Source organism: Curvivirga aplysinae, assembly GCF_009711445.1.
Classification (GTDB): domain Bacteria; phylum Pseudomonadota; class Alphaproteobacteria; order UBA8366; family Aestuariispiraceae; genus Curvivirga; species Curvivirga aplysinae.
In genome coordinates, this window is sequence record NZ_SMMC01000182.1 from 1 (window position 1) to 26825 (window position 26825).

Below are 26825 nucleotides of genomic sequence, written 5' to 3' on the forward strand. Positions count from 1 at the left end.
ATCAGTCCTATATGCAAGAGGGAGGGAGATAGTATTTTGTGATTGAGATAAATTGCAATTGCCGGAAAAGCTGCGAATACTTGTTCAAAGAAACCGAATCGCGATAGCGAAAACATATAATTATTTTTGACAGGTATTTATCAATGATCAGGATGAAATCTTTTCTGAAATCCATAATCCTTCCGGTGATGGCAGTGATTACGATGTCCTTTGCAAATATTTCGGTAAGTGCACAAGATACAGAAACGAAAACAGAAACGACTAATTCTGTAGCACCAGCAGAGTGGCTAAATACCTTTAAGCAAACTGCTCTCAAAGAAGGCATCTCAGAAATTACGTTTGATAAGGCATTTGCAAGCTGGGAACCAGTAGAAAAGGTTTTATATTATGACCGGCGCCAACCAGAGTTTTCTCGTACTTTTTGGGGGTATATTGAACGTTCAATCTCTAAAGAACGTATAGAACGCGGAAGACGCCTCCTGAAAGAACATAAACCGCTTTTAAACGAAGTATATCAAAAGTTTGGTGTGCAACCTCGCTTTCTGGTTGCTTTTTGGGGGTTGGAAACCAACTTTGGTGATTATACGGGTGGTTTTCCTGTTGTAGATGCGCTTGCAACATTAGCCCATGATCCGAGACGTAGTGAATTTTTCACAAAAGAGCTTCTTCTTGCCTTACAAATCCTTGATCAAGGTCATATTGCTCAAGATAGAATGCTTGGTTCTTGGGCTGGTGCAATGGGGCAAACCCAGTTTATGCCTTCTACATTCACTGGATATGCTTTCGATGGTGATAATGACGGGAAAAAGGACCTATGGGGTAGCTTAACCGATGTTATGTATTCCTCATCCAATTATCTTTCTCAGATTGGTTGGAATAAAGATCAAACCTGGGGAAGGGAGGTAAAACTTCCTAGTAATTTTAACTATGAATTAGCCGATTTAAACGTTCAGAAGGATCTATCTGAATGGCAGAAATTGGGGGTTAGACGTGCAAATGGTACAGATCTGCCTTTAGTCGTAATTGATGCGTCAATTGTATTGCCGGCAGGCCATAAAGGACCTGCTTTTGTAGTGTATAATAATTTCCGTAAAATTATGATATGGAATCGATCTATTCTTTATGCCATTGCAGTTGGGCATTTAGCGGATCAATTACAGGGTAAAGGCGGATTGGTTGCCAAGAAACCTGCAAATGATAAACCACTGCATCGTGATGAAGCTATTGCACTACAAACGGCATTGAATATTCTTGGATTCAATGCGGGCAATCCAGATGGTATATTAGGCTCAAAAACACGAGCAGCTGTTAAAGAATATCAAATTAGGAATGATCTTCCAGCTGATGGGTATCCAGAGGCATCGCTGGTAGAACGTATCATTTCAGAAGCTAATGGTTAATAGTTGGAAGTTTGGGACAAAAAAATGAGTTTTAAATTAAGTTTTAAATCTACAAGAATTAGCCTAGTTCTAATTTCATCCATGTTATCGCTTACGGCCTGTAGTGAGATTCAATTTTTATCTCAAGCTTCAAAAACCATTAGTACTAATGATTCAAGCGGCGGTGGACCAGTTTTAGGTGGCCCAGAGCATGGTACCAATGGCACCCACTACAAAGTTGGAAATGCCTATAAAATCAAAGGTAACTGGTATTATCCTAAAGAGGATTATGCATATTCGGAACAAGGTGTTGCTTCTTGGTATGGACCTAATTTTCATAATAAAAAGACAGCCAACGGAGCTATCTTTGATATGAATAAAGTTTCGGCCGCACATAAAACATTACCTCTTCCATCTGTTGTTCGAGTGACCAACCTTGAAAACGGGCGCTCCTTAAAAGTGAAAGTAAATGATCGCGGACCTTATGCGCATGATCGAATTATTGATATGTCCAAACGCGCAGCTCAACTTTTAGGGTTCGAGAAGCAAGGGACTGCATTGGTCAAAGTTGAAATACTAGAGGCAGAGAGCCGTCTTTTAGCATCTTATATGAGAGGAGATGTTAAAGATGGTGAACTCCCCCCTAAGCCAGTAGCGTCTCCCACAGTTGCAATCTCAACAGAAACATTAATTGAAGAAAATGGTGTGGAAACTTCAATACCAACCCCTTCAGAAAACAATGTTTCTGTTGCGACGATTGTCTCAACACCTGTGCCCACCAGTGTAAAAACTGAAACACTTGAAATTCCTCAGGATGAAGCGAAAGTAGAAAATGTCGTCGTGGGATTTGTACCGGGTATTTACGTGCAAGCGGGGGCATTTTCCCAATATGCTAATGCTGTTAAAACTCAAGCCCGTCTTTCTTCAATTGGTGAAGTTGTGATACAGCAGGTTAATAAAGGTGAGAACCCACTATTTCGTGTTCGCGTGGGACCAATTGAGACGGTGACCAAAGCAGATAATATACAATCAGCTATTGTAAATGCTGGTTATCCTGATGCACGTATCGTGGTCGAGGCAAAGAATTAACAATTGAACATTCTAGAATGCATATTTATACCCGTTCTGAATAAATGCCTTATTTTAGGCATAAACATTTTATAGTGACATAGAAAACGTAAACGATCTAAAGGCAATCATGATCATGAAGCTAACCTTCAAACATTCTTTTTCATTTGTTGTATTGGTTTTTAGCACAATTCTGTTAAGCAGCTTTGTGCGCGCTCAAGACCTTGAAACCACAGCAAAGCAGGTTTTTCTGTATGATATGGAAACGAGCACAATACTTTTTGAAAAAGATGCAGACTCGCGCATGTATCCTGCCTCTATGACAAAAATGATGACTGCATATATGCTTCTTGAGCAAGTAAAAAATGGTGCGCTTTCATTAGAAGATACTTTTCCAGTAAGTCGTAAAGCTTGGAAAAAAGGTGGCTCCAAGATGTTTGTTGAGGTTGGTAAACGCGTTAAAATTGAGGATCTTCTGCGTGGCATCATTATTCAGTCAGGGAATGATGCGACAATTGTTGTTGCTGAAGGTTTAGCAGGTAGTGAAGAAGCCTTTGCACGTTCTATGACTGATAAAGCGCATGAATTAGGTATGCTGAATACTCAATTCAAAAATGCTTCGGGGTGGCCAGACCCAGAACATTATACGACCGCCAGAGACCTTGCTTTTCTTGCTGAAGCAACCATTCGAAATATGCAGGAATACTATCATATTTATTCAGAAGAATATTTTACGTTTAGCGGTATTAAACAGCGTAATCGTAATCCTTTGATTCGAAATGGTTATAATGGTGCTGACGGGCTTAAAACAGGTCATACAGAGGCGTCAGGCTATGGTCTTACGGCATCTGCCATTCGAGATGGGCGTCGTTTAATTCTCGTTGCAAACGGTATGCTATCTTCTAATGAACGTAGCGTTGAAGCTGAGCGTATTATGACCTGGGGATTTCGTGAATGGAAACATTACGAATTATTCTCCGCAAATGAAACTGTAGCAAAATTGCCAGTTTGGTTAGGCGTTAAGGGGGAAGTTCCAATTATTATTGAAGAAGAAGTTGGTATAACCTTACGTCGGAAAAATCGCGATGATTTACGTGTGAATTTGCGTTATACAGAACCTGTTAAAGCGCCAATTGTTGAAGGGACTCAATTGGGTAGCATATATATTACGGCTCCAGATATTGAACCTGTAGAGCTGCCTTTGGTTGCAGCCGAAACAATTGAGCAATTAGGGGCTTTTGGCCGTTTGTCATCAGCGTTTAGCTATTTGCTGTGGGGCGAAAATTAAATCGAATGGAAATTTGAATATGTCTATCAAACCCGGTCGGTTTATTAGTTTCGAAGGTGGCGAAGGAAGCGGTAAGTCTACACAGATAAAAAAAATTGCGGCAATGATCGAAAGAAATGGCATTCAAGTCATTTTAAGTCGTGAACCCGGTGGGTCTAAAGGTGGCGAAGAAATTCGTGAACTTCTCGTCACCGGGGATGCTGGTCGTTGGGATGGTGTAACGGAACTATTATTGCTTTATGCCGCGCGTAATGATCATGTTGAGAAAATTATCAAACCTGCTATCGCCGAAGGCAAATGGGTATTATGCGATCGTTTTGCCGATTCAACGATGGCTTATCAAGGATATGGTCATGAATTGGGGCGAGAACGCATTGAACAGGTTCATATAGCTTCGTTAGGTGATTTTAATCCTGATTTGACGATTATTATTGATATTCCTGTGGAAGTAGGACTTAAGCGTGCTTTGGCTCGCCGTGATGGCGAAGATCGTTATGAAAATATGGATATCTCTTTCCATCAACGTATGCGTGACGGATATTTAGATATCGCAAATCATGCGCCTGATCGTGTTAAGGTAATTGATGGTAACGGTGAAATTGACGAAGTGAGCGAAAGACTTCAACAACAGATACTGGCTACTTTCCCTGAATTAGAGATTTAGGCAAGATGATGTTTGATGAACCTGAAATCGCCGATGAAACAAATGTTGCTCTACTGTCACCTCGAGATTCCTTATCTGTAAAAGGTCATGAGGCAAATGAGCAGCTTTTGTTAGATGCTTGGAATTCGGGCAAACTTCATCATGCTTGGCTGTTTACAGGTCCCAAGGGAATTGGAAAAGCGAGTTTAGGATATCAATTCGCACGTTTTATTCTTGCCGGAGGTGGAGAAGGCGGCGGATTGTTTGGTGATCAACCAGATAGTTTAAAAATTTCCGCGGAGCATCCTGTCTATCGACGTATGATGTCCGGTGGTCATAGTGATTTTCAAATTCTTGAAAAGGGTATGATGAACCCTGACACCAAACGTGTGGCAGAAAATGATATTCCAGTGGCTATTGCCAGAAAAGCAATTGAATTCATTAGATTAACTCCTGCGGAATCTGATTGGCGTGTAATCCTTGTAGATGCGGCTGATGATTTAAACCGAAATGCAGCAAATGCTCTTTTAAAAGTGCTTGAAGAGCCACCTGCACGGGCAATATTTATTCTGATTTCCCATGCTCCCGGTCGATTATTGCCAACAATTAAATCTCGTTGCAGGAAATTGACTTTTAAATCCATACCAGATGAGAGCGTATCTGAGTTATTGGTATCACAATATCCAGAACTTGGAAATGAAGATGCACATGCACTTGCACGACTTTCTGAAGGAAGTATTGGTAAGGCAATGGAATTGCAAGATAATGGTGGGTTAGATTTGTTTAGGATGGTCGTGTCTTTACTGTCTCATCCTCAGGACTTATCTCTAACAAAGTTACATTCTTTGGCAGATACACTTTCGCGGAAAGACGCAAAAGAAAATTACATCGTTTTCAGGAATCTTATCGATTGGTGGTTTAAACGCCTTTTGAAAATTTTGGCAGGTGATCATATGCCCAAGCCAATTTTTGCTGAAGAATATATGGCGATAGAGGCCTGTAAGGCTTTGATGCCACTTGGTAAATGGTTAGAGGCAGCAGATTTGGTCAATGAAAGATTATGGCAAACTGAAGCACCGAGTAATCTGGATAGACGTCAAGTTGTCATTGATGCGTTTTTAACGCTAGAAACTTTGGCCCAAGGGCGCTAAAAGACCTGTTGAGAAATCTCAATTTTCAATAATTTAACAATAAAGGACGAGGCTATCATGTCTGCCGGTCAGAATTTTTATATCACCACTCCGATTTATTACGTGAACGACAAACCACATATTGGTCATGCTTATACCTCTTTAGCATGTGATGTTTTGGCACGTTTTAAACGAATGGATGGATATAACGTTCATTTTCTGACAGGTACTGATGAACATGGCCAGAAAGTTGAGCAATCTGCAGAAAAAGCAGGAATTGATCCTCAGAAATTTACCGATAATGTTAGTCAGAATTTCCGCGATCTTGCAAAAGCGATGAATTTTTCAAATGACGATTTCATTCGCACTACCGAGGAACGTCATAAAGAAGCTTGTCAAGCTATCTGGAATAAGCTTGTTGAAACTGGTGACATTTATTTAGGCGCATATGCGGGCTGGTATGCAATACGAGATGAAGCTTTCTATACTGAAACGGAACTTGTTGACGGCCCAAATGGTAACAAGATCGCCCCGACAGGTGCCGAAGTGGAATGGTTAGAAGAGCCTAGCTACTTCTTTAAGCTTTCAGCTTGGGAAGATAAGTTACTTGAGCTTTATGAAAGCAATCCTGATTTTATTGCGCCTAAAAGTCGTAGAAATGAGGTTTTAAGCTTTGTTAAAGGTGGCTTAAAGGATTTATCTGTTTCTCGTACTACATTTAGCTGGGGTGTCCCTGTACCTAACGATGATGATCATATCATGTATGTTTGGTTGGATGCGCTAACAAACTATTTAACTGCTGCTGGTTATCCTGACATGGAGAAGCAAAGCTTTAAAGACTTTTGGCCTGCAAGTTTACATATGGTTGGTAAAGATATTCTGCGTTTCCATGCAGTCTATTGGCCCGCTTTCTTAATGGCGGCAGATATTCCATTGCCTGAGCGGGTATTTGCTCATGGTTGGTGGACAAATGAGGGGCAGAAAATCTCCAAATCTCTTGGAAATGTAATCGATCCACTTGATTTAATTGAGAAATATGGCTTGGATCAAACTCGCTATTTCTTGATGCGTGAAGTACCATTTGGAAATGATGGTGATTTCGCCCATGAGGCAATGGTTGGTCGTATGAATACGGACCTTGCTAATGATATTGGTAATCTATGCCAACGTGTGATGAGTATGATCTTCAAAAATTGTGATGCCCAATTCCCAGAATTTGGTGACTTTACAGATGAAGATAAAGCTTTGATGACTATGGCGGATGAAGCTTTAGTAAAGACACGTGACCTTATCAATCAACAATCCTTCCATAAGGCTTTAGAGGCGATTTGGGCAGTTGTGGGTGAGGCAAACCGCTATGTGGATGCGCAAGCACCTTGGGCATTGCGTAAGACAGATATAGATCGCATGAAAACGGTCCTATATGTATTAGCAGATACAATCCGTAAGCTTGGTTTGCTTATACGTCCATTTATGCCAGAATCAGCGGATAAAATGTTAGATTTATTACAGGTTTCTGAAAATAGTCGTGATTTCTCAGCATATGGCGAAGTATTGAAATCTGGTGTTGCTATAGAAAAACCTGTTGGTATTTTTCCACGTTTTGTGGATGAAGAAGCAGATGCATAAGTTATAGGATTGATAATATAAAATGACGAAACCGATGCTAGTTGATAGCCATTGCCATCTAGATTATTTGGAACGTGAAGGCGATAACCTTGATGATGTTGTGGCACGCGCAAACGATGCTGGCGTTGGTTGTATGGTCACGATTTCTACAAAGCTCAGCAACTTTCCAAAAGTTCGCGAAATTGCTGAGCGCTATGATTGTGTTTATTGCAGTGTTGGTGTGCATCCTCATGAAGCGGAAGAAGAGGGGGCAGACGCAACCACAGAGAAGCTAGTTGAGCTCGCTCAACATCCTAAAGTCGTCGCAATCGGCGAAACGGGATTGGACTATTTTTATGAACATAGCCCAAGACAGAAACAGCAAGATAGCTTTCGTGCGCATATAGCAGCGAGCCGTCAAACTGGTTTGCCGTTGATTGTTCATACCCGTGATGCGGATGAAGATACGGTAAATATCCTAACTGAAGAAATGGAGAAGGGGGCTTACCCCGGGCTTATTCATTGCTTTAGCTCCTCTCAGCAGCTTGCTGAAAAATCAGTGGAATTAGGCCTTTCTATTTCGTTGTCTGGTATTGTTACCTTTAAGTCTGCTAAGGAAATTCGTACATCAGTTGATGCCTTGCCAGTTGAGAGTTTACTGGTGGAAACAGACGCACCATTTTTAGCACCTGTGCCGTTACGTGGTAAAAGGAATGAGCCTTCATTTGTGACTCATACTGCAAAGAATGTTGCCGAAATTAAACTGATTTCTGAAGAAGAGCTTGCTGCAAGAACGACGGATAACTTTTTTAATTTGTTCAAAAAAATTGATCGTAATAAGTTTGTAGGTTAATGCAAATCACGATTTTAGGTTCAGGATCATCAAGTGGCGTGCCTGCCATCGGGCTCGGTTGGGGGGATTGTGATCCAAATGAGCCAAAAAATCGCCGCCGTCGGTCTGGGTTACTGCTGGAAACATCTGATAAAACAATCCTTTTTGATACAGGCCCTGACTTACGTGCGCAATTGATCGATGCCGATATAAACCGACTTGATGCTGTCTTCTATACTCATGCACATGCTGATCATGCACATGGTATTGATGAGCTTCGTTGGATTTGCCAATCGATGAATGCGCCGTTAGATGTTTACGGTACACAACAGACGATAGATGATTTGGACAACCGGTTTGGTTACTGTTTTACCGAAATGGGAACAACTGCCCATAATTACTATTACAAACCTGTCCTAAGGCCGCAAATTATCACAGATGAATATCCATCATTTAAGTTTGGGAAACATCTTGTTCAACCATTTGAACAAGATCATGGTTTTTCTAAGTCTGTTGGTTATCGTATTGATAATTTTGCGTATTCTACCGATGTTGTCGAACTGGATGAGCGTGCTTTTAATATACTTAAAGGCATAGATACTTGGGTGTTAGGTTGTCTGCAGCCAAAGCCGCATCAGACACATATTCATCTCAATAAAGCATTAGAATGGGTTGAACGTGTAAAGCCCCGTGTAACAATCTTAACTCACATGAATACCAAGATGGATTACAGAACTGTTCAAAAACAGTTACCTGATCACGTTCAAATCGGATATGATGGCCTGACTATTAATATATAGATTAGGCTGCGAAATATGATAGATGCGCATATTGAAGATATTGTGCCAGTATTCCATGTATCGGATATGGTAAAGTCTTTGGACTATTATATTACCAATTTAAAATTTAAATCTGGATTTGTGTCTGACGATTATAGTTTTGCAATTATAAAACTTTCACAAACGGCGCTTCATCTAGTAAAGATTCACAAAAATCAGTTTACTCCGGTGGTGACATACATCTGGTATAAAGAAACTGATCAGCTGGCGAAAAAACTTAACCAAGGCATTACGGAAACGCCGTATGGAATGAAAGAGTTCCGTATAACTGATCCTGACGGCAATTATCTGATTTACGGCGAAAATAGTGAATAAATGTAATTATGATTTTCCATAATATAAATTATACGACAATATGAAATTATAATATTGCTACTCAAACGTCAGAATCGATTATATGAAGAATACTCTTATTCCAATTAATAGACGTGGTTATGCATTATGTCAGACAGTAATATTGATAAGCTTCTTGAAATAATGGCTGCATTACGGACACCTGAAACGGGTTGTCCTTGGGATCTGGAACAGAATTTTGAAACCATTGCACCATATACAGTTGAGGAAGCTTATGAAGTGGCTGACGCTATTGAACGTAATGATATGAATGACTTAAAAGATGAACTTGGTGATCTATTGCTTCAAGTCGTTTTTCATTCACGTATGGCTGAAGAAGAAAACTTATTTACCTTTAATGATGTCGCAGGGATTATTTCCAATAAAATGATACGTCGGCATCCGCATGTTTTTGGCGATCATAACGCTGATACGTCTGATGCTGTTAAGCAAAGCTGGGAAGATACAAAAGCAGCGGAAAGAAAAGAGAAAGGACAAAATGACTCTGCTCTTGATGGAGTCGCGATGTCCCTACCCGCGCTTTTACGTGCTGAAAAACTAACAAAACGTGCTGCACGAGTAAATTTTGACTGGCCATCATATAAAGATGTTTTCAGTAAAATTCGTGAAGAAATTGATGAATTAGAAGTTGAGATAGATCAGCATGCTCCCATTGAGCGTATTGAAGATGAGTTAGGTGATTTACTTTTTTGCATGGCAAATCTAGCACGTCATTTTAAACTGGATCCGGAAATCACGCTTAAAAAAGCAAATAATAAATTTACCCGTCGTTTCAAAGCTATGGAGAAAAGTTTTAAGGATGAAGATAAGGATTTGAGCGCACAAAGTCTTGAGGATATGGAAGATCTGGCAGTTGGTTAAGAAGCAAGTTTAGGATAGAATATAATTTCACCCCCTTGCTCTGCGGCATTGCCACTTTCAATTTTTTGCGCACATTCCTCTTTCATTAATTTTGCATAATCGCTTAATCGACGTCCAGGCTGGTCAGGATAATGTATTTCGTGGAAAACAACTTCTGACATGCGATCTGGTCTAAAGGCGCGGAAACTCTCTCGTAACTCACACCATCCTACGATATTCCAGACAGGGCCGTAAAAAGCCAATGACAAAGGCCAGATCACACGATTACTAGGCTTACCTTCTTCAGTTGAATATGAGAATTCCAATCGACGCTTTTCTCTAATCCACTGTCTGATTTTGGCTAGGTCCACATCAATCGGTACAGGACGACTTGTGTAAGGTGCTGCAACTACATAATTATTTAGATGTTTTTTTAATTCGGCTGGTAAGACAGCGGATGTTTTAGAAAGCACATTAGTTGCAGCTTTTGCAATCGTTGGGTCACCCCATGTTTCAACAATTCGTGCCCCGAGCTGCAAGGCTTCTAGTTCTTCGATATTAAACATCAACGGTGGTAAGTCATATCCCTCACGTAAAATATACCCGACGCCTGCTTCCCCTTCGATTGGAATCTTTTGACCTTGTAACGTTGCGATATCACGATAAACCGTTCTCACAGAAACTTCTAATTCTTCGGCCAAGTCTTGGGCCGTGATAACGTTATTCTTACTTCGTAAAATCTGAATGATTTCAAATAATCGATCTGCGCGCCGCATGATATTCAAACTCTTTTGTTCTAAATTTATTCTCCTGACATAATGCTGTCAGTAGCGATCAGATACAAGTGAATTCGGTTGCAAATGAATATATTTGAGGAATTTACGATGATTACTTTGTATCAGTATCCCCCAGCTCTTGGTGTTGGGAATTTAAGTGCATTTTGTTTGAAAACAGAAGCTTGGCTAAAACTTTCAGGCTTAGATTTTAAGATTGAACACGTGTTTGATCCGCGAAAAGGCCCAAAAAATAAAGCACCTTTTATCAGGCATGAAGGTAATCAAATTGGAGATTCAACTCTTATCATTGAATATCTAAAAGATAAGTTTGATACTCGTGTTGGGCGTGAAATGACAACGGAAGAAAACGCTGTTGCTAATGCATTTCAGACACTAATTGAGGAACATTTATATTGGTGCATCGTGTTTAATCGTTGGATCGAAGATGAAAACTGGTCATTAACAAAAGAAATCTTTTTTGGAAAGATGCCTTCAATCATGAAAGCTATTATCCCAAATATGGCGAGGAAGTCAGTTGTATCAACGCTTTATCATCATGGATTAGGGCGTCATTCGCGAAAAGAAATTTATTATTTCGCGGAGAAAGATGTGAAGGCAATTTCCGACTATTTAGGTGGTAAACGCTTTTTTCATGGAAATGATTTTACTGAGATTGACCTCTGTATATATGCGACAATTGTTAATATGCGGATTAATGACTTCAAAGGGCCTTTAAAAGGATTGATTAAGAAATATGGTAACTTAAATGACCATTGTGACCGAGTAGCTGAATATATTGACTTTTCAATGAAGCAAAATATGCGTGCCGCTTAATATTTTATTGATTTTAAAGATCGAGGGAATAGACGTGTAAAGAACGCCCTACCCCTCGAAACTCTACTAACCCTAAATCATTCCATTCTTCACCCTTTGCATGGTCTTGGAATAATGAAGATACAATGACATTAGACTGGGTTTCTTTGGTATGATTTTCCATGCGAGCTACTTCATTCGCGGCTCTACCGATTACAGAAAACTCAAGTCGCTCAGGCACGCCAATATTTCCGTAAAGAACATCTCCGATATGTAGTCCAAGTCCAAAATCAAAATTCATCACATTATCTGGATCTTCGTTGAAAGTGCGCATATTCTCGAAAGCTGATTTTGCGGCAGACATTGCCATACGACATGCTCGTGCCTCACCGGTACGCCCTTCAATAGGGAAAATAGCGAGGACTGCGTCTCCCACAAAGCGAAGAACTTCTCCTCCATGATCTAAAACACTACCTGCAGTGCATTCAAAATAGCTATTCAAAAGGGACAAAAAATCTTCTTGCTTTAATTCACTAGCAAGTCGGCTGGACTCTCTCATATCTGAATACCAAAGTACGGCATTGATATGTTGCCCATCGCCGCGCTTAATACTTCCGGATAACACTTGGTCTGCTGCATTCTCACCCAGATATGCCGTCATGATATTTGTTGACGTTTCATGTCGAATTGCTGATTTAAAAGCAAGTGCAAATCTTGGGATGACTCGTCGTAGGATTTCGACCTGCCCCTCCGTAAAACCACCCTCTTGATCCGTTGCAAAGGATGTAACAACGCCTGTAAGGTTTTGTATAGCATCTGGAGAATCTGAGTAAGGAACAACAAAAGCAACATATTCTGTTCCTCCAGTTGAAGAAATATTTTTCAATAGTGGAAAACGCTCAGTATTCTCTTCATTTAATAGAAATCTTTTTTCATAAAGTTCTTCGTCCAAAAGCGCCTTCAAGGGACTTTGCAACCAACCATCGGACTGTTCAGCCCCATGAGCATGCCTATCACGATCTGTGATACCATTCCCTTTGAACCATGTGACGCTCGTTGACTGAGAAATCGGATTGAGCCAACTTGTCGCGATATGCCCTCGCATTAAAGGGAAATCTAGTGCGATTAAACTTTCGCACAAAATTTCCAAGGTTTTTTCAGGGCGATCATCAATCAATCCAATGTTAATCACCTTGTCGCTGACAATTTGTGCGATTTCCTGAAGAGATTTAATACTCACCCTATTTCCTTTAACTCTTAATCGTTGGCAAGCAAATGCATCAAACTTGAAGTATCCCAACGACTACCGCCACGTGCCTGCACTTGCGCGTAAAACTGATCAATCATAGCAGTTACTGGTAATCTTGCGCCATTATTTTTAGCTTCTGCCAAGCAAATTCCTAAATCCTTTCGCATCCAGTCGATTGCGAACCCGAAGTCAAATTCTCCTTTACACATGGTGGAACCGCGATTTTCCATCTGCCAAGACCCAGCTGCACCTTTTGAAATAACATCAATAACAGCATCCATATCAAGGCCGGCTTTTGATCCAAAATTCATTCCTTCGGCCAAACCTTGTAATAGGCCAGCGATACATATTTGGTTAACCATTTTAGTGGTTTGTCCTGCACCTATATCCCCCATACGACGACACGCACGTGCAAAGGCCATGATTTGCGGCTCCGCTTTGGCATATGAATCTGCATCACCACCGCACATAACGGTTAGAACACCGTTTTCTGCACCTGCTTGGCCACCAGATACAGGCGCATCGATAAAGGAAATGCCTTTTTCTTTACCAATTGCATAAAGCTCACGTGCAACCTCTGCGCTTGTCGTTGTGTTATCAATTAAGATTGATCCTGATGACATTTCTGCAAATGCACCATCTTCTCCCAGGACGACGCCACGTAAGTCATCGTCATTGCCTACACAACAGAATACAAAATCTGCACCCGCGGCTGCTTCCCGGGGGGTCTCGGCAAAATTACCGCCAAATTCCTCCACCCATTTCTGGGCTTTCGCAGTGGTTCGGTTGTAAACTGTTACTTCATGGCCGCCTTTTGATTTCAGATATCCCGCCATTGGATACCCCATGACACCTAATCCGATAAATGCAACTTTTGCCATTATAAAACTCCCATATTCTTCCTAATTCCCTTGCGAGGAACTGTACTATATTTTTTGATTTAAAAAATAGTTTCTTAGATCAACCCAGTTATTTTCATGGACAGATGTCAATAATCCATGCGCGTATTCAAAGGCATGCATTTCACTGTCGTCGATTTTGGCAAGCTTCCCACCTGCTTCTTTTAAGATCAATCCACCAGCGGCAAAGTCCCACGGAGCTAATCTACTATATAATGAAAAATGCCTAACATCTTCTGTATGCATGATAAAATCCTGTCCTGCGCAACCTAGTCGTTTCACATTTTTGAAACGTTTTTGTGAATCTTTTTTCAGATATTCACGATGGCTTACATCCTGAATAATCCGAAAATTAATTTGCCCAGTCATCTGGTCAAACGAAACATTAGGATTGCAGGTTAGTTTATGACTTTCTCTATACGCTCCTTGCCCTTTTTCTGCAGTAACTGTTTTTTTCTTCAAGGGATCATAAATACAAGATATGACCGCTTCGCCTTTATAATGTAATGCCACCATAACACAGAAATTTTCATCACCATTGGCAAAGTTATTCGTACCATCTAATGGATCAACCAGCCATACAAGGTCTTCCTTATACGCTTCTTTTAAAAGTTTTGGATTAGTAGAAACAGCTTCTTCACCAATTACAACTGAACCTTCGACAAGTTTTGGAAGCAGCGCATCGAGGCGTTTTTCCATCTCAATATCTACCACAGTCACGTAATCGCCAGGCGTTTTCTGACGCTTTTCCTCATCAGAAAGCGTTTTGAATTTTGGCAACATGATTTCTTCCGCTAGTTGTCGTAAATGCGGTCCTAATCTATCTGCTGAAAATTCCGGCATAGCCATAATAGGCCCCCGTAGTATGATATGCTAAAAACTCAATAATAATATAGCGTTATAGATAATAAATAAAAGCGGATTTCTGCCTATTTATGATAAATTACTTTAACGGATCAAAAGGAATTCGAGTTTCATCTTCGTCTTCTAAAACAAGCTCATCTTGGTAATCATCTTCGGGCAGTTGATTTGGGTATGACGAGAAGTATTTGCCCATCATATCCGCTGCGAATGAAACTCGTAGAATAATTTTTCCTTCATCTGTATCTGTGCGCTGTAAAACATCTGCATGTTCATAAAGCCAAGAAAGTTGTTTGCCATCCCACGGCTCAATTTCAAGCTCTAATTCAGTATTATGACGGGTTAGCAAATCGTCTAAACGCGAGAGAAGCGCATTACATCCTTCGCCATTCAAAGCTGAGATTGCGATAAGATTTTCATCTCTTAACGTCTTCTCTAGCAATGCCTTTCGCTCTTCACCTTCTACTAGATCAAGTTTATTCCAAGCTTCAACCACGGGTACCGATTGTCCCATATTCAAGCTAGCAAGTACGGTTTCCACGTCACGTAATTGTTCCTCACTATCGCTACATGCAATGTCACGAACATGAAGTACAATATCTGCCTCCAATACTTCTTCCAATGTTGCTCGAAAGGCAGCAATTAAATCGTGAGGCAGATCGGAAATAAAACCTACCGTATCGGATAGGATAACTTTACGTCCACTAACAAGTTCAACCGAACGCATTGTCGGGTCCAAGGTTGCAAATAAAAGATCTTTTGCAAAAACGTCAGAGTTTGTCAGACGATTAAATAACGTTGATTTTCCAGCATTTGTGTATCCAACAAATGCTATAACTGGATAAGGGACACGTTTACGGGCAGAACGTTGTAACTCACGCGTTCTCTTAACACGTTCTAGTTCACGTTTTAACTTATCAATACGTTCGTCGATCAAGCGTCTATCGATTTCAAGTTGGCTTTCACCAGGGCCACCAATAAAGCCTAGCCCCCCTCTTTGTCGTTCTAAGTGAGTCCAGCTACGTACTAAGCGGGATCTTTGATATTTCATAGCTGCAAGTTCTACCTGCAAACGACCTTCATGTGTGCGTGCGCGTGCCCCAAAAATTTCTAGGATTAAGCCTGTTCGGTCAATAACCTTACATTCCCAGGCTTTCTCCAGATTTCGTTGTTGAATGGGCGTAAGGCTACTATCAACAATTGCCAAGTCAATTTCTTCGTTTTTAATTAATTTAGCTAATCGTTCTTTCGCGCCACCGCCAATTAAATGAGCTGGGCTTACTTTATCTGTGCGAATTGTTTCTGCATGCACAACATCTAACTCAATTGCTTGAGTTAGGCCAATTGCTTCTTCCAAACGGGCGTCTGGGCTACGTAGAGGTTCACCCTTAATACGAATGATTGGGTGAATCACTAGAGCCCGACTACTTTCAGCCGGGCCCCAACCTTTGCCTTCATGGCGATGTTCTTTAGTCAATTAAGTACCATCCAACAGAATTAATTTGGATGTAAGCATAGCGAAAATTACGCAGATTCGCCTTCATCCTTTTCGTTTGGTTCAAACAGCTGAACCGGAGTTGCCGGCATAATAGTGGAAATTGCATGTTTGTAAACCAACTGAGAATGTGCATCGCGACGAAGCAAAACGCAGAAATTATCAAACCAAGTCACAATACCTTGTAATTTCACACCATTCACTAAAAAGACTGTAACGGATGCTTTGTTTTTACGCAGGTTATTTAAGAATACATCTTGCAGATTTTGTGTTTTTTCGGACATTTGTGCCCCCATTTTCTTTTAGTTATTTGTTGTTTATTTTTCATCGCTTGAAAAAGTTATTGAATGTCCCCAATTCAAATTACCCAGTAAAGAACCATCATTCTTCCCGCAGCCATTCATAACCTCGCAAAGCAAGAAGCGACAAAATAGAATTTTATCGCTTAGATACTCTAATCTGGATTGCGTTTAGAATGCAAGAGGACTTGTGAACTATTTGTATTTTTTTAATAAAACTGTCTTATTTCGCGTATCAGGCTGTCAAAATCTGGATGAACTTGATGGGGGCAAGCTGCCATATCTGTAGGTACTTCATTAAAATGAAGCAAAATTCCTGTGCAACCAGCATTTTCAGCAATTTTTATGTCCACTTCGGAATCACCGACAAACCAAATGGCTTCGTTTAACTCAAGATTCGTTTCTTCGAGAGCTAAATACAAAGGATCGATCGCAGGTTTGTCATTTTCAGCATCACCTGCGCCGATCATACGGTGGAAAAGCTCGTCCCATTCGAGATGTTTTGCTTCTTGCCTAAGATATTTTCCTGTTTTATTGCTAACAAGGGAGATTGGAATATCTAGTGATTTAAGATCATTAAGGAAAATATCAGCCCCTTCCAGTTTTTGTAATTCTTCAAGATGCACTTTCTCAAATGTATCATAGAAGATGTCGCGCGCTTTTTCCCACTCATCATGGAATATATCTGGAAAGCTATCCCTCAAAGAATATTTAACATTTGACTTAACTTCATCCATGGTCATTGGCTTTTTATCAAATGCTAAATAGGTCTCTTCAAGGGATTTATGGATGACTGGCCACGTGTTGACCAAGGTATTATCCCAATCAAAAACGATAGCCTTCGGATGTTTTAATTTTTCAATTCGTCTAATCATTTTGATTATGCCAAACTAGAAATATTCAAGTCGAACTGCGAAAAGTTTTTCAACCTTTCGAACGACTTCAGAAGATGCACATAGAATAATAATATCGTTTTCTTCAATAATTGTCCCGGCGCGTGGAATTATAATTTCCTCTCCACGAACAATTGCACCAACAACAACACCTTTTGGAATCTTTGCGTCGCGGATTGCCTTACCTACCAATTGGGAAGTTGCTAATGCTTCGGCTTCAATGACTTCAGCCTCAGCATCTCTTAAGCTATGTACAGCACGAATACGTCCACGACGAACATGCTGTAAGATGGTAGATGCAGTGATTTCTCTTGGACTTACCACAACATCAATTCCAAGGTTGTTTATAAGTTGGTTATAGTTCGCCTTATTCACCAAAGTTATAGCACGCTCAACACCCTGACGTTTTGCTAGAAGCGAAGAAAGAATATTTGTCTCATCTTGATCTGTGACGGCAACTACTGCTTCTGCACGCGAGATATTGGCCTCCTCAAGGATTTCGCTATCTAGAGCATCGCCACGAATAACACTTGTAGTTGGTAAAATCTCTGCCACTTCGCGAGCACGTTCTGGGCTATACTCAATAATACGAGCAGAATATCCATCATTGGCTTCTTCAAGTTCTTTAGCTAGATAGGTGCCTATATTACCGCCACCAATAATGACGATCCGGCGCGTTTCTTTTTCTTCATGGCCAAATGCAGACATTGCACGAGACAGATGCGCTGTTTCCGTAACAAAATACACCTCATCCCCAGCAAACATTTGGTCATTAGATGTTGGAATAATCATCTTTGTGTCGCGACGAATAGCAATCACCCTAATACTCAAATCCGGAAACAATGAAGTCAGTTGTCGCAATGGCGTATTAATAATCGGAGTATCTTCTGTGCAGCGCACTCCGATAACACGGACACGATCATCAGCCATTGGAATCATGTCAAATGCGCCAGGGACATGAAGTCTTCGGTTTATAGCTCTCGCAACTTCTATCTCCGGCGAAATAATTACGTCGATTGGCAAATTATCTTTGGAAAATAAATTTCCCCATAAAGGATCGAGATAATTTTGCTGTCGGATACGCGCTATTTTAGTTGGAACATTGAACAAGGAATGAGCAACCTGACACGCTGTCATATTCACTTCATCTGTAAACGTAACTGCAATCAGCATATCTGCATCTTCAGCCCCTGCTCTTTCCAACGTATGGGGATGAGCCGCATGACCGACGAAGGCTTGGACATCAAGCTGATCATTGATTTTGCCAATTAATTCAGGGGACTGATCCACAACAGTAATATCGTTGTCTTCTGCAGAAAGATAGCGCGCGAGATGGAAACCTACTTGTCCGGCGCCGCAAATGATGACTTTCATGAATTAACCCCAAAGATAAAAATAGAAACTGACTTAGATTAAGAACCAGTTGATTTTGTATTGGATTGAACACCTAAACCTTTAAGTTTGCGATGTAAAGCAGCACGATCCATTCCAACGAATTCTGCCGTACGGCTAATATTGCCACCAAAGCGATCCAGATGAAACATTAGATATTCTCTCTCAAAGGATTCTCGTGCTTCACGAAGTGGTTTGTTCAGTACCTCTGGCGCACGAGACCAACTCATTAGCTTTGACTCGCTCTGCTCACTTAAAGCGGAATTTACAACGTCTCCGCTAATAGCACTGTTATCACGATTTTGAGCTATAATAAGGGCCCGCTCAATAATATTTGCTAATTCCCAAACATTACCCGGCCATTCATGAGTTTGAAGAACCGAAACGGCATCTTCTGTAAGAATTGGCGTAGCCCGTCCAGTCGCTATTGCACGCTTCTTAAGTAGTTGTTTTGCTAAATCAGGGATGTCATCTCTACGCTCAACAAGTGGTGGGATGTTTAAAGGCACCACATTTAGGCGATAATATAAATCTTCTCGGAAAAGACCATTTTCCATGAGTTGTTGGAGGTTTTTATTGCTTGTCGCAAGAACTCTAACATTCACCTCTACAAAACCTTCACCACCAAGACGTTGGAACTTTTGAGAATGCAAGACGCGTACAATACGACCTTGTGTATCCAAAGGCATATCTGCCACTTCATCAAGTAGTAAAATACCGCTATGAGCCTCTTCCAGTAACCCTACTTTGCGCGGTGTATCTGGTGTTTGTTCTACACCAAATAGAGTTTCTTCTACTTTTTCAGAAGACAATGCTGCGCAATTCAAAACCACAAATGGTCCATCTTTCCTAGGGGATTGTTTATGAATGAGTTTAGCAACGAAATTCTTACCTGAACCCGGATCACCAGTGATTAAAACCCTGCTCTCCATTTCAGCGACACGCTCAATTTCTTTTTGGATTTCAGTGATGACACTTGATTGACCAACGAGGTTTAGATGCTCGCCTTCGCCACTCAGTTTTTTTAGTTCTTCATTCTCTTTACGTAACTTTGCTTCGGATAAAGCACGTTCTATTGTATGAAGAAGAACATCGGTTTTAAAAGGTTTTGCAATAAAATCATACGCACCGATTTTTGTCGCGCTTACAGCCATATCCACAGTTCCATGACCTGAAATCATAATAACTGGTAATGACGGGTGGTTTTTCTTAATGTTTTCTAAAATTTGTATGCCATCATGTTCGCTACCATTTAACCAAACGTCCAAAATCATGAGGGCTGGTTGACGTGCTGCTACTGCAGCATAAGCTTCCTTATCAGATGCAGCTTCTCTTGCTTCATATCCTTCATCACGTAAAATCTCTGCGATTAAACCACGAATATCAGCTTCATCATCTACAATTAGAATTTCAGGCGCCATTGCCTGTATACTCCATTAGTTATTTGTTATCGTTATGCACCGCGTTGGCCGGATTGACCAGAAAATATCAAGGTTGCGATAGCCCCAGCTCGTCCGTCTTCGCGATCATTCAAAATAAACTCACCATTGTGGTCTTCCATAATCTTTTTCACGATCGCTAAACCTAATCCAGTTCCCTTTTCACGCGTAGTAACATAAGGTTCCATTAAGTTTTTACGCTCTTCAACTGGTAGCCCCTTGCCATTATCGGTGATTCTTACTTCTAGACCGCCTTCTTTTTGTAGTAATTCGAGTTTTATTTCACCTTTCTCTAGTCGACGATCTTGAGTTCGTCCTTCAATGGCATCATACGCATTTTGTAGTAAATTCGTTAAAACTTGAGAGATTTGCCTACCATCACAAAAAGCTGAAATTTCTCCTTGCGGAATTTCTGAAATATATTCCACATTTCTATTTGCGTTCTTTTGCAGGAAAACAGTTTGGCGACATAAGTCAGCTAAATTTTCCATTTGCATTGTTGGTTTTGGCATACGTGCAAAGCTAGAGAATTCAGAAACCATTCGTCCAATATCTTCCACATGACGAACAATCGTATCAGTGCAAGCCTCAAACGTTTCTTTATCATCTTGAATTTGTTTTGAATATTTTCGTTTCAACCGTTCTGCAGAAAGCTGAATTGGTGTTAAAGGGTTTTTAATTTCATGTGCAATGCGTTGTGCTACATCTGCCCAAGCAGCCTTCCGCTGAGCTGATTGTAGATTCGTAATGTCATCAAATGTTACGATAAAACCATCTACGATTACTTCATCATCTAAAGTTTCTGTTTCTGCACCAATGCGTACATAAAGATTACGCATCTGCCCGTCCACATCGATTTTGATTTCTTCACCTAAAAATTGATCAATATGATAATCTTGTATGGCTCTTTTTAACAATGGTGCCATTTCAGGAACGAGTGAAGCAAGCTCGTGTCCTTTCAATTCATCTAACCTCAATCCTAGTAATTCCGAGGCAACTTTGTTAGGCAAATCTATCCGCCCTTTTCTATCAAGACCAATAACACCAGCAGAAACACCTGTTAATACGGCTTCTGTAAAGCGCCTTCTTTCATCTATAACTTGGCTAGCCTCAATAATTTCTTTTCTTTGAGTTTCAAGCTGTTCCGTCATTCTGTTAAAAGCTCGACTGAGCGTAGCAAGCTCATTTTCTTTCTTAACTTCAGGAACTCGGATGGACAAATCTCCACTTCGAATAGCTTCTGTTCCTGCAATTAGTGTGGAAATCGGACGTGTCAAATTGGCGGCAAAACTTAAACCAATCCAAACAGCTGCTAGGAGCAATAATAGAGTCACAATCATGAAGGCGAATGCAAATGATATTTTAATATCGCCACGTTGCTGTTCAAGGTTACGAAATTGTGCCACTGCATTCTGTGCCTTAGTCGCTTTTTCAAGAACTAAAGGATCAATATAACGCCCTGCTAGTAAATATATATCGCCGATAAAGCCATCAAGCTTTACCAATGCACGTACACGATCTTCTTGTGCAGTTGAAAGGAGAGTAACCTCTCCCCGGCTCGCTTCTTCAAAAGCAGATTGTGGAATTGGTTCAAATTCCAATACATAAGTAAAGCCAGCCCTTGCCTTTACTCCGTCGGTTGGATGGAAGATTAGAGCTTCTGTTACATTCCGAAGGTCAGCATGAATTTTTAGTGCGCGTTCCAATAAAGCATCATTGTTGATCATGATATGTGAGTCTTTGGAAATGTCACGTGCGATACGCAATGCATCAGCTTGCAGAATTTTATTATGTTCTGCGAGATAGGCTTCGGCGATTGCCTGACTTTCGACAACGGCCGTGCGTACGCGTTGGCTAAACCATGAGTCCAAACCGAGGTCAAAAAATATCAAAGAAAATATTGAAATAAGAATAGCGGGTACCGCTGCTAATGCTGCAAAATATAAAACTAATGTTGAATGGATTTGCGCACCTGCCGATCCTCTACGTCTTGCAGACCAAATTTGAACCAGGCGGTGTGTCAGAATGACTGAAGTCGCAAGTAGCAAGGCACCATCAATGTATATCATAAGCAATATTTGATCGGCGGTAACCTCATAGGGTAGCGCACCACTCATTACGACGAATGTGGCTACGCCAAATAGAATTGAAGTGAAAGCAAGCGCAATCGCAATAGATCTGTTCAGACGTCGTATTTTACGCTTTCGTTCATTTTCTTCAATTATGTTTGTTTCTGCATTTACCATATAAAGTATGCCTTAGATTATATACGCTTAGAGGTGCCACGTATCACAGGAATACCAAGCTCTCTGATTTTCTTGCGTAACGTATTACGATTCAGACCTAAAATGTCAGCAGATTTTATTTGATTTCCATCCGTGTATTCCAAACATAAATTAATCAAGGGGTGTTCAAACTCCTTTAACATTTGGGCATATAAACCTGATGCAGGTAAATCATCTCCATGGGCTTCGAAATATTTTCTTAGATGCCTTTCTATAGCTTCAGACATGCTTTCACCTTCGTTAGGCGTATTGCGGTCTGGAAGGATGTTTTGTTGATCAGAAAGCTCTGCTTCGATCACATCAACATCAATATCATCTTGTGCATAAAGTGCAGCGAGTCGATGAACCAAATTTTCTAGCTCACGTACATTTCCTGGCCAACGTGCATCCTTTAATTTTTTCATGGCCGACGGTGTGATTGTTTTGGAAGGTAGCCCTTGATCAACAGCATGAGATAAAAAATGATTTACCAGATCGGGAATATCATCTTTACGTTCTCTTAATGAAGGCACGCGGATAGGAACAACATTCAAGCGATAAAATAAATCTTCACGGAAATGACCTGATTGAACCATTCGTTTAATATCGCGGTGAGTAGCTGCAACGATACGAATGTCTGTTTTAATAGGCTGTCTTCCGCCCACAGTCATATATTCACCTTCTTGGAGAACTCGCAAAAGACGAGTTTGCGCCTCCATTGGCATATCGCCAATTTCGTCAAGAAATAAAGTTCCTCCCTGCGCTTGCTCAAAGCGACCTGCATATCTAGAAGTTGCACCGGTAAAGGCACCTTTCTCATGGCCAAATAATTCACTCTCAATCAAATCTTTGGGTATTGCTGCCATGTTTACCGCAACAAATGGACCGGCTTTTCGTTTCGAAAAATCGTGTAATGCACGAGCAATTAACTCTTTACCAGTTCCAGATTCTCCGGTGATTAGAGCAGATAAATCAGTCGCTGTAAGACGTGCAATTACTCTATACACCTCTTGCATTGCTGGAGTTCGTCCAATAAGCGGAAGTTTTTCACCGTCGCTAGGTTGTTCTGATTGTGATGAGGTTTCTGGTGAAAACGCTAATGCACGACCGACACAATCAATGACTTCGGATAGATCAAACGGTTTTGGAAGATATTCGAAAGCTCCTTTTTCAGTTGCCTTAACCGCAGTTAGTAAAGTGTTTTGTGCAGACATGACAATAACGCGTAGATCAGGGCGGCGCTTTCTGATTTGAGGTAATAAATCTAGTCCATTTCCATCTGGCATGACGACGTCGGTTATGACAAGTGCCCCAAGCCCAGATTCAACCCAACTCCATAGAGTTGCTGTATTTCCCGTAAGACGCACATCATAACCTTGCCTATTTAAAGCCTGACCAAGTACGGTACGGATCGCACGATCATCATCTGCGACGAGAATAGTTTCACCAGCCATCATTCCGTTCCTTCTCAGTTCTTCATCATTGGAAGCAATACATTAAATTTGGTTGCACCGGGCTTGCTATCAAGCTCAATAGCACCGCCGTGATCCCCAACAAGCTTAGCAACAAGAGCCAAACCTAGACCAGAACCATTATGCTTTGTGGTTATAAAGGGATCAAAAAGATGATCTCGAATATCATCTGGAATGCCGGGTCCATTATCTTCAATTGTGACCATCAGAGGGAGATAATGCGGGGTGCCCCCACCCGGTAAAGCAAGCCTGACGCCATGACGATAAGATGTTTTTATGGTAATTCGCCCATCTTGGCCTTCTAAAACCTCTGCTGCGTTTTTCACTAAATTCATAAATATCTGAACTAACTGGTCACGATCACCAAATACAGCAGGTAACGATGGATCATAGTTCTCAATGATTTTAAACTTCGACGCGAAACCAGATTTTGCTGAACGCACCACATGATCAAGAACTTCATGAATATTCACGGCAGAGCGATCTAGCAAAGGATTATCAGTGAAAACTTCCATGCGATCTAAAAGTTTTACAATCCGATCTGTTTCATCTTTGATAAGAGTTGTTAACTCACGGTCATTTGGTTCTATAATCATTTCTAATAACTGAGCAGCACCACGAATGCCTGATAATGGGTTTTTGATTTCATGTGAAAGCATCGCAGCAAGCGCGGACACGGAGCGCGCTGCTCCTTTTTGGGAGAGATTATCGTTTAACTTCTCTGCAATAGACTCATGCTGAAACACCAAAGTAATTGCTGATGGATCATCTATAACCGGTGCGGCAGATATAGAAACTTGATGGGAACCAATCTTTGGAGAAGCTAGTATGATTCCATGTTCAGTATAGCTTGTGCCATGCCGACGAACTTTGGAAAGTAAGAATAATACCGGACTATCTTGTGGAATTAAATCTTGTAGATTTTGACCAATTAACTGCTCGCGACTTCCTTGTAGAAAACCCTCTGCCGCAAGATTTAGAAAAGAAATATCATCTTTTTGATTAACAACAAGAACCGGATCAGGCATAGAATTTAAAATAATATCCGGTGTCATGAAATAACCTGTTTATTCATACTGTTATTTATAAGAGGGTCATAAAATTCTACAATTGCCTGCTTCACTTCTTCAGGCTTTGTAAGTTTCATCAGATAGTCCCTAAAGCTTGCAGCACCCGGAACTGATTTAACATACCAGGTCAAATGTTTACGCGACATGCGGACCCCCATATATTCGCCATGATGGCTCAACATTTCTTCATAATGACTCAACAAAGTGTCACGTTGAATTAAGAAATCAGGGGTATCGATAATACGGTTATCATTTAAATAAGCGATAACTTGTGACAAAAACCATGGCTTTCCTTGCGCGCCACGTCCAATCATAATGCCGTCAGCTTGTGATTTTTCAAGCGCTTCACGTGCATCATAAACTGTATTGATATCGCCATTCACGAGAACAGGTATTGATACTGCGCCCTTAACATTTTTCACGAAAGACCAGTCTGCATGACCTGTATATTTCTGTTCTCTAGTACGCCCATGAACTGTTACGAGTTTAATTCCAATTTTTTCTGCCTTTGAAGCCAAACTGGGTGCATTCAGATCATCATGATCCCATCCCATACGCATTTTAACAGTTACAGGGATAGAAACACTATTTAGCACTGCTTCAATAATACGGCATGCCTGATCTTCGTCTTTCATTAATGCAGAACCACAAGCTTTGTTGGTTACCTTCTTAGCGGGGCAACCGAAATTAATATCTACAATATCTGCCCCAAGGTCCTCGCAAAACTTTGCTGCCTTTCCCATAGTTTCTGGGTCATGGCCTACTAATTGAATAACTTGGGGTTGATCAATTTCAGATTTAGATAATCGTTTCATAGTGCCTTCGGTTTCACGCAAGGCTTCATTCGATGCAACCATTTCCGATACGACCATCCCTGCCCCGAATTTTTTAACGGCTCTTCGGAAAGGTAAATCGGTAACGCCTGACATAGGCGCAAGCACGACAGGCGTATCTAGGCGGATGTCACCAATTTGTATAGGCTTTAGCATTTCGGATGCCTTAATCTGATGGGTGCACAAAATTTAAGCATATATAGTTTATGCACAAAAGATAGGCCAGAAAATAATGCTGAAACGGTGTAAGTTAATGAAGTTAACGGTTACAAAAGAACATCAGAGATGAATTTCACGCCGGGGTAGCCCGCAGTTACTAATAGGTAAGCTAATAAAATCCAATGAGAAGCCTTACGACCTCGTAACCCAAGCTTCCTGTGCATATAAAGTAATACAGCAATCCCAAAAAACGCAATCGTGGTTAGTGTTGTCTTATGATCAAACGTAAACCAGCTGTCATGATAAATAATATTTACAGCAACACCAGTAATCAAATCAACGGCCAGAAGAAGTTCGGCAAAAACCATAAAAAGAAACTGCAAGTGGTTTGCGTCATATACGGAAGGCAACATATCTGCAATTTTTGACTTAGTGCGACGTTTTAAGGATGTCTCTTTTATCGCTACTGCCAGAGCTGTGATTGCAGCTAAAGTTAACAAAGCATAAGTTAATACAGCAAATAGAATATGAAGAATCAGCCAGCTACTCTCAGCAATAGGATCGCCTATATTTCCACTTGTATTTGATATTGCGGCCAATGCAGCAAGATAAATCATATAAAAAGAAATTAAGCTTGTAAGTTTTTTTGCTGCAGGCTCAACAAGGGAAAATAATATATATATCAGGCAGCTACCAAATATTGTTGCTGAGATAGTTGAAGAAAAACTACGTTCCCAATGATGATGCCATACGTAATAGAAAGAAATTCCCGAAATCAGGGTTGCGAAGATGAGTAGATAAAATAAAATCGCGTCATCTTGCATCTTTCGGAAGGAAAGAATGCAGATCGGCAGAAATGCGAAAGCTGGCGCCCAAGATAGGATGGTAGAATATTCAGACATGTTGCGAGTTATATCATCTCTTTAACGG

General features: G+C 40.7%; 25 protein-coding genes. 11 read left to right on the plus strand and 14 right to left on the minus strand.

From position 1 onward, the window contains the following. Positions 1–203: 203 nt before the first annotated feature. The 10 genes from E1160_RS09645 (at position 204) to mazG (ending at position 10002) form a co-directional block, all read left to right on the plus strand. Positions 204–1400, plus strand: a complete 1197-nt coding sequence (locus E1160_RS09645; protein WP_218048822.1) for a lytic murein transglycosylase — start codon at positions 204–206, stop codon at positions 1398–1400. Positions 1401–1424: 24 nt separating this feature from the next. Continuing rightward, a complete protein-coding gene (locus tag E1160_RS09650; protein ID WP_155154947.1) occupies positions 1425–2468 on the plus strand; it encodes a septal ring lytic transglycosylase RlpA family protein in 1044 nt (347 codons plus the stop codon). 115 nt (positions 2469–2583) lie between these two features. Then, a complete protein-coding gene (locus E1160_RS09655) occupies positions 2584–3735 on the plus strand; it encodes a D-alanyl-D-alanine carboxypeptidase family protein (RefSeq protein ID WP_218048823.1) in 1152 nt (383 codons plus the stop codon). A 19-nt stretch (positions 3736–3754) separates the two neighbouring features. Then, positions 3755–4399: a dTMP kinase gene (tmk, locus tag E1160_RS09660; protein ID WP_155154949.1), complete on the plus strand. Its 645-nt coding sequence runs from the start codon at positions 3755–3757 to the stop codon at positions 4397–4399. 5 nt (positions 4400–4404) lie between these two features. Beyond that, positions 4405–5529, plus strand: coding sequence for a DNA polymerase III subunit delta' (locus tag E1160_RS09665; RefSeq protein WP_155154950.1), 1125 nt, complete (start codon positions 4405–4407; stop codon positions 5527–5529). A gap of 57 nt (positions 5530–5586) precedes the next feature. Then, complete coding sequence (gene metG / locus E1160_RS09670) at positions 5587–7137, plus strand: methionine--tRNA ligase (RefSeq protein WP_155154951.1); 1551 nt, start codon at positions 5587–5589, stop codon at positions 7135–7137. A 34-nt stretch (positions 7138–7171) separates the two neighbouring features. Next, positions 7172–7969: a TatD family hydrolase gene (locus E1160_RS09675; protein WP_155154976.1), complete on the plus strand. Its 798-nt coding sequence runs from the start codon at positions 7172–7174 to the stop codon at positions 7967–7969. Next, the gene (locus tag E1160_RS09680) at positions 7969–8748 is read left to right on the plus strand and encodes an MBL fold metallo-hydrolase (protein WP_155154952.1); all 780 of its coding nucleotides are present in this window, start codon (positions 7969–7971) and stop codon (positions 8746–8748) included. The genes E1160_RS09675 and E1160_RS09680 overlap by 1 nt, the downstream gene beginning before the upstream one ends. A gap of 15 nt (positions 8749–8763) precedes the next feature. Next, positions 8764–9102 (plus strand): glyoxalase superfamily protein, encoded by a 339-nt coding sequence (locus E1160_RS09685; RefSeq protein ID WP_155154953.1) that lies wholly within the window; start codon positions 8764–8766, stop codon positions 9100–9102. Between the two features lie 126 nt (positions 9103–9228). Then, a complete protein-coding gene (mazG, locus tag E1160_RS09690; RefSeq protein WP_155154954.1) occupies positions 9229–10002 on the plus strand; it encodes a nucleoside triphosphate pyrophosphohydrolase in 774 nt (257 codons plus the stop codon). On the opposite strand, the gene E1160_RS09695 is transcribed toward mazG, so the two are convergent. Beyond that, the gene (locus E1160_RS09695) at positions 9999–10757 is read right to left on the minus strand and encodes a helix-turn-helix transcriptional regulator (protein ID WP_155154955.1); all 759 of its coding nucleotides are present in this window, start codon (positions 10755–10757) and stop codon (positions 9999–10001) included. The genes mazG and E1160_RS09695 overlap by 4 nt on opposite strands. Before the next feature lie 108 nt (positions 10758–10865). Between E1160_RS09695 and E1160_RS09700 the strand changes: the two genes are divergently transcribed. Continuing rightward, positions 10866–11591, plus strand: coding sequence for a glutathione S-transferase family protein (locus E1160_RS09700; protein ID WP_218048824.1), 726 nt, complete (start codon positions 10866–10868; stop codon positions 11589–11591). Positions 11592–11604: 13 nt separating this feature from the next. Here the strand turns inward: E1160_RS09700 and E1160_RS17450 are convergent, their stop codons facing one another. From E1160_RS17450 to ccsA, 13 genes are all read right to left on the minus strand, one after another. Then, the gene (locus E1160_RS17450; RefSeq protein WP_155154957.1) at positions 11605–12810 is read right to left on the minus strand and encodes an adenylate/guanylate cyclase domain-containing protein; all 1206 of its coding nucleotides are present in this window, start codon (positions 12808–12810) and stop codon (positions 11605–11607) included. 17 nt (positions 12811–12827) lie between these two features. Further along, on the minus strand, positions 12828–13700 hold the full coding sequence (locus tag E1160_RS09710) for an NAD(P)-dependent oxidoreductase (RefSeq protein ID WP_155154958.1): 873 nt from the start codon (positions 13698–13700) through the stop codon (positions 12828–12830). Between the two features lie 45 nt (positions 13701–13745). Next, entirely contained in the window at positions 13746–14567 is an 822-nt protein-coding gene (locus E1160_RS09715) for an inositol monophosphatase family protein (protein WP_155154959.1), read from the minus strand. A gap of 94 nt (positions 14568–14661) precedes the next feature. Beyond that, the gene (gene hflX / locus E1160_RS09720) at positions 14662–16056 is read right to left on the minus strand and encodes a GTPase HflX (protein WP_155154960.1); all 1395 of its coding nucleotides are present in this window, start codon (positions 16054–16056) and stop codon (positions 14662–14664) included. A gap of 47 nt (positions 16057–16103) precedes the next feature. Further along, entirely contained in the window at positions 16104–16358 is a 255-nt protein-coding gene (gene hfq, locus E1160_RS09725) for an RNA chaperone Hfq (protein ID WP_155154961.1), read from the minus strand. Between the two features lie 224 nt (positions 16359–16582). Then, a complete protein-coding gene (locus E1160_RS09730) occupies positions 16583–17248 on the minus strand; it encodes an HAD family hydrolase (RefSeq protein WP_155154962.1) in 666 nt (221 codons plus the stop codon). A gap of 15 nt (positions 17249–17263) precedes the next feature. Then, positions 17264–18640, minus strand: coding sequence for a Trk system potassium transporter TrkA (gene trkA / locus E1160_RS09735; protein WP_155154963.1), 1377 nt, complete (start codon positions 18638–18640; stop codon positions 17264–17266). 38 nt (positions 18641–18678) lie between these two features. Then, complete coding sequence (gene ntrX, locus E1160_RS09740) at positions 18679–20079, minus strand: nitrogen assimilation response regulator NtrX (RefSeq protein WP_155154964.1); 1401 nt, start codon at positions 20077–20079, stop codon at positions 18679–18681. A gap of 32 nt (positions 20080–20111) precedes the next feature. Continuing rightward, positions 20112–22343, minus strand: a complete 2232-nt coding sequence (locus tag E1160_RS09745; RefSeq protein ID WP_155154965.1) for a sensor histidine kinase NtrY-like — start codon at positions 22341–22343, stop codon at positions 20112–20114. Between the two features lie 17 nt (positions 22344–22360). Continuing rightward, on the minus strand, positions 22361–23815 hold the full coding sequence (gene ntrC / locus E1160_RS09750; RefSeq protein ID WP_155154977.1) for a nitrogen regulation protein NR(I): 1455 nt from the start codon (positions 23813–23815) through the stop codon (positions 22361–22363). Between the two features lie 14 nt (positions 23816–23829). Further along, positions 23830–24888: a two-component system sensor histidine kinase NtrB gene (locus E1160_RS09755; protein WP_155154966.1), complete on the minus strand. Its 1059-nt coding sequence runs from the start codon at positions 24886–24888 to the stop codon at positions 23830–23832. After that, complete coding sequence (gene dusB, locus E1160_RS09760; protein WP_155154967.1) at positions 24885–25892, minus strand: tRNA dihydrouridine synthase DusB; 1008 nt, start codon at positions 25890–25892, stop codon at positions 24885–24887. The genes E1160_RS09755 and dusB overlap by 4 nt, the downstream gene beginning before the upstream one ends. Before the next feature lie 110 nt (positions 25893–26002). Beyond that, the gene (gene ccsA / locus E1160_RS09765) at positions 26003–26797 is read right to left on the minus strand and encodes a cytochrome c biogenesis protein CcsA (RefSeq protein WP_155154968.1); all 795 of its coding nucleotides are present in this window, start codon (positions 26795–26797) and stop codon (positions 26003–26005) included. Positions 26798–26825 lie beyond the last annotated feature (28 nt).

Bases quoted from the DNA above. Each gene is read 5' to 3' on its own strand.
- E1160_RS09645 (WP_218048822.1), top strand. From the start codon at position 204: ATGTCCTTTGCAAATATTTCGGTAAGTGCACAAGATACAGAAACGAAA.
- E1160_RS09650 (WP_155154947.1), top strand. From the start codon at position 1,425: ATGAGTTTTAAATTAAGTTTTAAATCTACAAGAATTAGCCTAGTTCTA.
- E1160_RS09655 (WP_218048823.1), top strand. From the start codon at position 2,584: ATGAAGCTAACCTTCAAACATTCTTTTTCATTTGTTGTATTGGTTTTT.
- tmk (WP_155154949.1), top strand. From the start codon at position 3,755: ATGTCTATCAAACCCGGTCGGTTTATTAGTTTCGAAGGTGGCGAAGGA.
- E1160_RS09665 (WP_155154950.1), top strand. From the start codon at position 4,405: ATGATGTTTGATGAACCTGAAATCGCCGATGAAACAAATGTTGCTCTA.
- metG (WP_155154951.1), top strand. From the start codon at position 5,587: ATGTCTGCCGGTCAGAATTTTTATATCACCACTCCGATTTATTACGTG.
- E1160_RS09675 (WP_155154976.1), top strand. From the start codon at position 7,172: ATGCTAGTTGATAGCCATTGCCATCTAGATTATTTGGAACGTGAAGGC.
- E1160_RS09680 (WP_155154952.1), top strand. From the start codon at position 7,969: ATGCAAATCACGATTTTAGGTTCAGGATCATCAAGTGGCGTGCCTGCC.
- E1160_RS09685 (WP_155154953.1), top strand. From the start codon at position 8,764: ATGATAGATGCGCATATTGAAGATATTGTGCCAGTATTCCATGTATCG.
- mazG (WP_155154954.1), top strand. From the start codon at position 9,229: ATGTCAGACAGTAATATTGATAAGCTTCTTGAAATAATGGCTGCATTA.
- E1160_RS09695 (WP_155154955.1), bottom strand. From the start codon at position 10,757: ATGCGGCGCGCAGATCGATTATTTGAAATCATTCAGATTTTACGAAGT.
- E1160_RS09700 (WP_218048824.1), top strand. From the start codon at position 10,866: ATGATTACTTTGTATCAGTATCCCCCAGCTCTTGGTGTTGGGAATTTA.
- E1160_RS09710 (WP_155154958.1), bottom strand. From the start codon at position 13,700: ATGGCAAAAGTTGCATTTATCGGATTAGGTGTCATGGGGTATCCAATG.
- E1160_RS09715 (WP_155154959.1), bottom strand. From the start codon at position 14,567: ATGGCTATGCCGGAATTTTCAGCAGATAGATTAGGACCGCATTTACGA.
- hfq (WP_155154961.1), bottom strand. From the start codon at position 16,358: ATGTCCGAAAAAACACAAAATCTGCAAGATGTATTCTTAAATAACCTG.
- E1160_RS09730 (WP_155154962.1), bottom strand. From the start codon at position 17,248: ATGATTAGACGAATTGAAAAATTAAAACATCCGAAGGCTATCGTTTTT.
- trkA (WP_155154963.1), bottom strand. From the start codon at position 18,640: ATGAAAGTCATCATTTGCGGCGCCGGACAAGTAGGTTTCCATCTCGCG.
- ntrX (WP_155154964.1), bottom strand. From the start codon at position 20,079: ATGGCGCCTGAAATTCTAATTGTAGATGATGAAGCTGATATTCGTGGT.
- E1160_RS09745 (WP_155154965.1), bottom strand. From the start codon at position 22,343: ATGGTAAATGCAGAAACAAACATAATTGAAGAAAATGAACGAAAGCGT.
- ntrC (WP_155154977.1), bottom strand. From the start codon at position 23,815: ATGGCTGGTGAAACTATTCTCGTCGCAGATGATGATCGTGCGATCCGT.
- E1160_RS09755 (WP_155154966.1), bottom strand. From the start codon at position 24,888: ATGACACCGGATATTATTTTAAATTCTATGCCTGATCCGGTTCTTGTT.
- dusB (WP_155154967.1), bottom strand. From the start codon at position 25,892: ATGCTAAAGCCTATACAAATTGGTGACATCCGCCTAGATACGCCTGTC.
- ccsA (WP_155154968.1), bottom strand. From the start codon at position 26,797: ATGTCTGAATATTCTACCATCCTATCTTGGGCGCCAGCTTTCGCATTT.